The sequence below is a fragment of the Alistipes sp. CAG:29 genome, assembly GCF_000435435.1.
GTDB classification, from domain to species: Bacteria; Bacteroidota; Bacteroidia; order Bacteroidales; family Rikenellaceae; genus Alistipes; species Alistipes onderdonkii.
In genome coordinates, this window is the sequence record NZ_FR893452.1 from 21,547 (window position 1) to 29,830 (window position 8,284).

The window sequence follows — 8,284 nt, forward strand, 5'->3', positions numbered from 1 at the left end:
GAGCGTCGTGGTCGTCCCGTCGGGTGCCCCGCCGATAAAGCCCTGCCCGATGAAAATGTTCTCGACGCACTCGGCCAGTGCGTTTTTCAGCAGCGGCTCCGAAGCCTCGAGGTCGACCCCCGCATCCTTGTGGCGCTGTTCCGTGAGGAAGCAGCGGCGCATGTCGATCCAGCGGTTCGCCACCCCGGCATAATTGAGGTATTCCGAAATGATGGTCGTCGACACCAGCTCGCCGAACGCCACGATCGTATCGTACCACAGTTCGGCATCCCCGGGCTTGTAGACCGTACCGACAGCCACGCGCTCCAGTTCGTCGAACAGGGCATCGACCTTCTCCAGCCGCTTGGGGCCGTGCCACAGGTCGTTGATGATCCCGGCATGATACTCGCGCAGTGCCGCGACATTCTCCAGCGAAAGATCCTTGTCGCCCTTCTGCACCCCTTCGAACACCTTTTCGAGCGCATTGGTCGTCTTGCCCATGGCCGAAACGATGATGAAGAGGTTTTGCTCATCGTCGATAATCTTGCGCAGGTTGCGCACCCCGTCGGCATTCCTCACCGACGCACCTCCGAATTTATAGACTTTCATTATACCTTATTTTACTAACCTGACTAAAAATCGGCCGGTGCCTTCCATGGCCAGTGAAGGCAGCCGGCAATATACCGAAAACTACTTCGCAACGGGTTTATAAGGCACCCCGATGTTCTGGAACAGGAACGCATAGGTGTCCGCCTCCTCGTCGATACGCTTCGAAGTGGGTTTGCCTGCGCCGTGCCCGGCCTTCGACTCGATGCGGATCAGGATCGGGGCGTCGCCCGCCTGGCAATGCTGCATCTGAGCGGTGAACTTGAACGAGTGCGCCGGGACGACGCGGTCGTCGTGGTCGGCGGTCGTCACGAGCGTCGCAGGGTACTGCACACCCTCGCGGATATTGTGCAGGGGCGAATACTTATAGATATAGTCGAACTGTTCCTCGTTTTCGCTCGATCCGTACTCCACGGCCCAGCCCCAGCCGATCGTGAATTTGTGGTAACGCAGCATGTCCATCACACCGACAGCCGGCAGGCAGACGGCATAGAGGTCGGGGCGCTGCACCTCGCAGGCGCCGACCAGCAGTCCGCCGTTCGAACCGCCCGCGATGGCGAGTTTGTCCTTCGAGGTATACTTGTTGGCGATCAGGTACTCGGCCGCCGCGATGAAATCGTCGAAGACGTTCTGTTTGTTCTCCAGCATCCCGGCCTTGTGCCATGCCTCGCCGTACTCCGAGCCGCCGCGCAGGTTCGCTTCGCAGAAGACGCCGCCCTGCTCGACGAACATGATGGCCGAGGGACGGAAACCGGGCGTGCGGTTGATCTGGAACCCGCCGTAGGCATAGAGGTAGCACGGATTCTTGCCGTCGAGCTTCAGATCCTTGCGGTGTGTGATGAACATCGGCACCTTCGTGCCGTCCTTCGAGGTGTAGAACACCTGCTCGGTGGTGAACAGCGCGGGATCGAAATTCACGTCCGGAGCCTTGAACAGCGTCGATTCGCCCGAGGCGACATCCAACTTATAGATCGTGGCGGGAGCCGTGTAGCCGGACACCGAATAATAGATTTCGGCTGCCTCGTCGTCGCCGTCGAAGCCTGCGGCGGTGCAGATGCCCGGCAGTTCGATGTCGCGCACCGGTTTGCCGTCGAAGCCGTACTGGACGACCTTGCCCTGCGCATCCTGCAGATAAGAGGCGAAGAAGTATCCCCCGGCGGCGGTCACATTTTCGAGCAGGCTCTTTTCATTTTCCGGAATGACCGCCGTTATGCTCGACGGGTCGTTCAGGTCGACCTTCATCAGCGCATTGTTCGCCGCATCCTTGTTCGTTATGTAATAGAGCCGGTCGTCACGGCACTCTACGAGCGCGTAATCGGCATCGAAGCCCGGCAGCAGCGTACGGAATTTCGGCTCGGAAACTTTCTTATAGAGTATCTCGGTTCCCGACGTACCCTCCGAAGCGGAGATGAAGAGCCATTTGCCGTCCTTCGAGGGCCATGCCGAGAAGTAACGCAGCGGATGTTCGGCATCCATATAAATCAGCTTGTCGGCCGACTGCGGCGTGCCGAGGCGGTGGTAATAGACTTTCTGAAACTGGTTCTGCGAAGAGAACACTCCTTTTTCAGGAGCGTCGTAAGCGCTGTAATAGAATCCTTTGGAATCGGGCGCCCACTCGGCGCCGGAGAACTTGACCCAGTTGATCTTATCGGTCGTGAACGTGCGGTCGGCGGTGTTCATCACACGAATCTCGACCCAGTCCGAGCCGGATTCGGCCACCGCGCAGGCGCAGTATTTCCCGTCCTTGGAAAAAGCCACCGACGAAAGCGCCACCGTCCCGTCGTCCGAGAGCGTATTGGGATTGAGGAACACCTCGCCTTGCGCACCGGGGGCCGTCGTACGGTAGAGCACCGACTGGTTCTGCAGCCCGTCGTTGTAGAAATAGTACCACGCATCGCCGTGTTTGGCCGGGATGCCCTCCTTAGGGTAATTCCACAGCTGGGTCAGCCGCCCGCGGATCGCGTCGCGGAACGGAATCTGCGACAGGTAATCCTGCGTCACGGCATTCTGGGCCTTGACCCATGCCGCCGTCGCCTCCGAATTGTCGTCTTCCAGCCAACGGTAGGGATCCGCGACCTTCGTCCCGAAATAGTCGTCCACCACGTCGGTGCGCTGCGTCTCGGGGTAGGGCATGTGTTTTATCTGCTTCATGTGGTTGCAACTTGCCATCATCGCCGCCGCCCCCGCGAGGGCCACGGCCTTGCGTGTCAATTTCATCATAGCATTCCGGAGTTTGGGTGAATATCGTGGCAAAGTTAGGAAAAAATAAGAAACCACACACATTTTTCCCCTTACCGGCCTGCAAAAGGGTTATTTTTCACCCTACAAGCCGGGAAACCGAAGTTTTTGCGTAACTTTGGCTTGCAAAAACAACCGAAAATCATGTACAGCGAACTCAAAAAGATAATCGAACAGGCCTGGGAAAACCGGGAACTGCTCAGCGAAGAACCCGTACGGCAGGCCGTGCGGCAGGTGGTGGAACTGGTGGACAAAGGACAGCTGCGCACGGCGGAGCCCGTCGACCCGGCCAAAAGCGAATGGAAAGTCAACGAGTGGGTCAAAAAGGCCGTCATCCTCTATTTCCCGATCCAGCCCATGCGCAAGATGCAGGCCGGGGAACTGGAGTGGTACGACAAGATGGAGGTCAAGCACGGCTACGAGGAGCTGGGCGTGCGCGTCGTACCGCACGCCGTGGCGCGCTACGGCGCCTACATCGCCCCGGGTGCGATCCTCATGCCGTCGTATGTCAACATCGGCGCCTATGTCGGCACGGGCACGATGGTCGACACGTGGGCCACGGTCGGCTCCTGCGCCCAGATCGGCAAGCACGTCCACCTATCGGGCGGCGTGGGCATCGGCGGCGTACTGGAACCCGTGCAGGCCGCCCCGGTCATCATCGAGGACAACTGCTTCATCGGCTCGCGTTCGATCGTGGTCGAGGGGGCGCATGTCTGCCGCGAGGCGGTGCTCGGTTCGAACACCGTCATCACCGGCTCGACGCACATCATCGACGTCACGGGGCCGGAGCCCGTCACCTACAAGGGTTACGTGCCGCCGCGTTCGGTGGTCGTCCCGGGCAGCTACCGCAAACAGTTCCCCGCGGGCGAATACAGCATCACCTGCGCGCTGATCATCGGCCAGCGCAAGGAGTCCACCGACAAAAAAACCTCGCTGAACGACGCCCTGCGCGATTTCGGCGTATCGGTATAACCCCGGTCTGCGAACCGCCGCCCCATGAAAAAGACACTGCTCCTGCTGACTGCCGCGACACTGCTGTCCGGATGCCGCCCGACAGGCTTCCGCTATACCCTTACGGGACATATCGAGGGGCTGAACGACTCGGTCGCACTGGTCGAATCCGTCACGAAAGACACGCTCACCGTGCTTCCCGCCCCCGACGGCTCGTTCCGTTACAAGGGGCGCTACGACGAACCGACGGCAGCCGCCCTCGTGCGTAAAAACGGACAAACTGCCGCAGTGCTCTATATCGAGCCGGGCAATATCCGCATCGAGGGACGCCTGAATGCCGAGGAGTCCAGCAACCACGACAAAATCGAGTACTATCCCTCCGGCACCCCGGCCAACGACGCTTTCGGGGCGCACCTGCGATTCGTGAACCGGGCGCTGCATGCCTACAATTTCGAAGACCACGACCAGGCCTACCGCGCCGCGCTGCTCGACAGCCTGATCGGCTCCTCGGCGCGCAACCTCGCGGCCAACACCGACAATATCTTCGGAGTGGCGATGGTCGACGGCGTTATCCATTACGACAAGGACATTTCGCGGGCCCGGGTCGATTCGATCGTCAGCCTCTTCCCGCCTCACCTGCGCACCTGCCGGCTGATGAAACGCCCCCTCGAACATATCGAGCGCGTGCTCCGGTCGCGGGAACTCGCCCGATACGTGGATTTCACGGCGAACGACGCCGGAGGCAACCCGGTCACGTTAAGCCAGGTCATGAAACGCAGCCGCTACCTCCTGCTCGACTTCTGGTTCGCCGACTGCGTGCCCTGCCGCAGCGAGATGCCGCATATCAGGACTGCCTACGAGGCCTATCACGACAAGGGATTCGAAGTCGTCGGGCTGTCGACGGACAAAGACGCCGGGGCATGGAAAAAAGCCATCGCCGAAGACGGGATGGCGTGGATTAACCTGACGGACGCCGACAGGCGTGTCTGCGACCTCTACTCCGTCACCAAATTCCCGACCAACTACCTGATCGACTGTTCGACGGGCGAAGTCGTCGCCCGCGAACTGCGGGGCAAGGTGCTCGCAGAAACCCTCGGAGAACTTTTCAAGCAATAACATGATTTACCGCATCGCAGAAACCACCTCGACCAACGACGACGCCAAGCGGCCGGAATACCGCCACGGCGACATCGTCTGGGCCGAACGGCAGACCGCCGGGCGCGGGCAGCGGGGGCATTCGTGGACGAGCCCCGAAGGCGAGAACCTCACCTTCACGCTGGTGCTCGAACCCGTATTCCTGCCCGTCGGCGAACAGTTCCTGCTCTCCGAAGCCGTCACGCTGGCGCTTACGGACACCTTCGCCGCCTTCGGCATCGACGCCCGCATCAAATGGACGAACGACATCTATGTCGGCGACAAAAAACTGGTCGGCATCCTCATCGAGCACAGCTATTCGGGCCCGACCCTCGCGCGGACGATCGCGGGCATCGGCATCAACGTCAACCAGCGTGCGTTCGACCCCGCACTGCCCAACCCCGTGTCGATGGCGGTCGCCAGCGGCCGCACGTTCGACCGCGCCAGCGGCCGCACGTTCGACCGCCGCGAGGTACTCGAATCCTTCCATGCCTGCTGCATGGGCCGCTACGACCAGCTCGTACGGGGCGAAAAGGCGGCCTTGCAGGAAGAGTACCGGAAACGCATGTACCGGCTGGGCGAAACCCACCCTTACCGCCGCCCCGACGGCACGCTCGTCGAGGCCGTCCTCGAAGGCGTACGCCCCTCGGGCGAGTTGATCCTGCGCCACGCCGACGGCACGCGGCACGCATACCTCTTCCGGGAGATCGAATTCGTGATCGCCGGGAAAAGCTGAATTGCCATAATCATTAGAATCGATCGCAAAACTCCCGGAGGGCCGTACGCTCGAGCAGGCAACGTCAATTCCACGGAGCAGGTTTCAACTCTTCATCCCCGGGATTGCGGGGCCCTGTCGGCACCGTCAAGTCCGGAATTTCAGGTTCCGATGACGGATATTGAAGGCGTATCTTCGAAAAGTTGACAAAACTCATCCCATGCATAAACTGCAATTTCCGGCCGAAAAGATTAACGTCCCATTTCACATATCGCTTGAGATTCTTTTCCAGCAATGCGAATTTGGATGGCGGAATAGCCAACATACAAGGAACATAATCTATTGTAAACGAAACTTCTTCCGTAACACCCGCTGGTGAAATGACATAACCTATTGTAAGAACGGCTTCTGCATCTGTTCGCAACAGTTCATACTCCTCCCGCGTAAAAGTCTCTGTAAAAGCCTTTTCCACACATCCGGGGATCGTATTCGCAACGGCGTATTCTTCGAATTCCGGTTCGATAGGGCTGCCATCCTTATAAACTTCCGGTGCATTTTCCCGGGTATTGGTTATATTGGCCAAAGATAGAATTACGCCCTGGTAGACAGAAGCCAAAAATGTAATCCCGTCTGCAGTAATACGATCCCGGCCCGTATAGTAATCCTGAGCGGAAACAGTTGATCCAAGCCCCAAAATAATAATGATGCTAAACACTCTTTTCATATGCTATTCATTTTTATATTCCGGACAATCCTCCATCATTTTCATTAAAACATCGACGTTCACAGCATCCTCGGAAAAAGGATATAGCGTAACATCCGCGTATGAACGGCTCATACTCCTTAGCAAGGACGCGGCATTCCGATATTCTTCTCGAAAATTATCACTTTTTATATTTCCGGCCATAATATATTTACTCAAAGTTCCAAATATCCGTCGCCCCTCGCCTTCACTGATATATTTACTGACTCCGTTCATATTCCCGATTTTCAACCGATACATATACCAGCACAGTTTGGCCTCGATCTCGTTATTGAGCCGCATGCCCCTGTACTCTTCGGGGGTTTTGCCCGAACATTGGTGCGTATGGAAAAGCTCTTCGAGCAAAGTGATATCGTCGAGCCGAGACCCCATCCTGATCTCGAAATCGTCCCATACGGTACCGCCTTCGAAAGAATAGGCAGTCGGGATCATCACCGAACTTCCGAAAAAACCGGTGCGGATCGTTACATTCCCCCGGATCGAACCGATAATCTTCCCGGCCATACAATCCTGGCGCAACGAATCCAGCAACGGTTCCAGTTTTTCCCTGCTGTCGGAAGCAAGCATTATATTTTCATTTTCCCGATAACGGGTGTTGGCCGGACTTCCCGGATTAGAGGAGGCACCGCCACCGCCGCCACCGCTGCCCGAAGGGCCCCGATCCTCTTCGGTAGGCTTGACGGGATCCGTATCCGGACGCTCATATTTGATATGGTTTACAGGTTTGATATGGTTTACAGGGCGCTTGGCAGAAACCACAACCGCCTCTATACCGCCGCCGTCAACCGGCTCGCTTTTCTCTGACTCCGCCTCCGCACGTGTCACCGCTGTTTCCCGGCTGCACACGACACTCAGGCCATCCAGCATTTCGCCCAGGCGGGCAGTATTTTCCGCCTGTGTCCGCGACTTATCGTAAAGGAACGCTTCAGCCTGGCATGCTCCTCCGGCATAACGAACCGCATGAACCGGAAATCCGTCGAGCGAGGTGTAAACCGCCAGCCCGGTGAAATCCCCCTTGGAGCCGCTGTTGAGCAGCCTGTCGTAGTCGTCGGCCGTGCGCCCCGCGGCATAGTCCGGATCGGGAACATAAAAACGCAGATAGCTGCTCATGACACCGCTGCGGGAATCCTTTACGACGACCAGTTTGTGGTAGATCGGGGTAAAACGCGGTTCGCCGTACTCGTCGATCCGATAACGAAAATAGCGGAACTCGCCCCGGACAGGCACATCGGTACTGGAAAGCACTTCCCCGGCCGAGACCGTCGCCAGCGACCAGTCGGGCATATAAGTCCCGAGCGTCAGCGTCCCCTCTTCACTCCCGGCTCTGGTCGGTGCCGCAACACGCTCGAAATAGCGGCGTGCCTCGGCCACGGACATAGTTTCCGGATTTCCGGCCTGCGCGGTATCATTCGCCGCATGATCGGAACAGGCCGAAAGGGCATACAGGACAACAGTACATCCTGCGGCAATCAAATAGGATCGTTTTTTCACAGGTTGTGGTTTCAGGGTTTCCGTCGTGACGTAAGTTGTTTTAAAATTAACAAATATTTACGACATCCCAAAAACTTCGGATACCCTTACGGTTATTGAGTTAAAAATATAACATAAATCCTTGCTGTTACGGAAATAACAGTTATATTTGCAATGAAAAAACCGCATTTGAATTTTAAACGATAACCACACCATGAACGTACCCGCAAATCTGAAATACTCGAACGACCACGAGTGGTGCCGCGTCGAGGGCGACACGGCCGTAATCGGCATCACCGACTTCGCACAGAGCCAATTGGGCGACATCGTCTTCGTAGACGTGCCGACCGTAGGCGAAACCCTCGCCGCGGGCGAAGTATTCGGCTCGATCGAAGCCGTAAAAACCGTGAGCGACGCATTCCTGCCCA

Annotated in this window: 6 protein-coding genes and 2 pseudogenes (1 of these 8 cut by a window edge); 4 read left to right on the forward strand and 4 right to left on the reverse strand. The window is 57.7% G+C overall.

All coding sequences use genetic code 11. The features are described 5' to 3' along the window. Together QVP03_RS05570 and QVP03_RS05575 are read right to left on the reverse strand one after the other, a co-directional pair. Nucleotides 1–588: pseudogene (locus QVP03_RS05570) on the reverse strand (aspartate kinase); the annotation flags it as partial. Between the two features lie 81 nt (nt 589–669). Continuing rightward, nucleotides 670–2,805, reverse strand: a complete 2,136-nt coding sequence (locus tag QVP03_RS05575; protein ID WP_022332569.1) for a prolyl oligopeptidase family serine peptidase — start codon at nt 2,803–2,805, stop codon at nt 670–672. A gap of 162 nt (nt 2,806–2,967) precedes the next feature. On the opposite strand from QVP03_RS05575, the gene QVP03_RS05580 reads away from it, so the two are divergent. The 3 genes from QVP03_RS05580 to QVP03_RS05590 are packed head-to-tail and all read left to right on the forward strand — an operon-like array spanning nt 2,968 to nt 5,644. After that, a complete protein-coding gene (locus QVP03_RS05580; protein ID WP_022332570.1) occupies nt 2,968–3,795 on the forward strand; it encodes a 2,3,4,5-tetrahydropyridine-2,6-dicarboxylate N-succinyltransferase in 828 nt (275 codons plus the stop codon). 24 nt (nt 3,796–3,819) lie between these two features. Further along, the gene (locus QVP03_RS05585) at nt 3,820–4,890 is read left to right on the forward strand and encodes a TlpA disulfide reductase family protein (RefSeq protein WP_022332571.1); all 1,071 of its coding nucleotides are present in this window, start codon (nt 3,820–3,822) and stop codon (nt 4,888–4,890) included. Nucleotide 4,891: 1 nt separating this feature from the next. Further along, a complete protein-coding gene (locus QVP03_RS05590; protein WP_022332572.1) occupies nt 4,892–5,644 on the forward strand; it encodes a biotin--[acetyl-CoA-carboxylase] ligase in 753 nt (250 codons plus the stop codon). A 64-nt stretch (nt 5,645–5,708) separates the two neighbouring features. On the opposite strand, the gene QVP03_RS05595 is transcribed toward QVP03_RS05590, so the two are convergent. Together QVP03_RS05595 and QVP03_RS05600 are read right to left on the reverse strand one after the other, a co-directional pair. Further along, nucleotides 5,709–6,347, reverse strand: coding sequence for a hypothetical protein (locus QVP03_RS05595; protein ID WP_022332573.1), 639 nt, complete (start codon nt 6,345–6,347; stop codon nt 5,709–5,711). Nucleotides 6,348–6,350: 3 nt separating this feature from the next. Continuing rightward, on the reverse strand, nt 6,351–7,877 hold the full coding sequence (locus QVP03_RS05600; RefSeq protein ID WP_256166515.1) for a hypothetical protein: 1,527 nt from the start codon (nt 7,875–7,877) through the stop codon (nt 6,351–6,353). Between the two features lie 193 nt (nt 7,878–8,070). Between QVP03_RS05600 and gcvH the strand changes: the two are divergent. Further along, a pseudogene (gene gcvH / locus QVP03_RS05605) lies at nt 8,071–8,284 on the forward strand (glycine cleavage system protein GcvH); it runs 192 nt beyond the window's last position.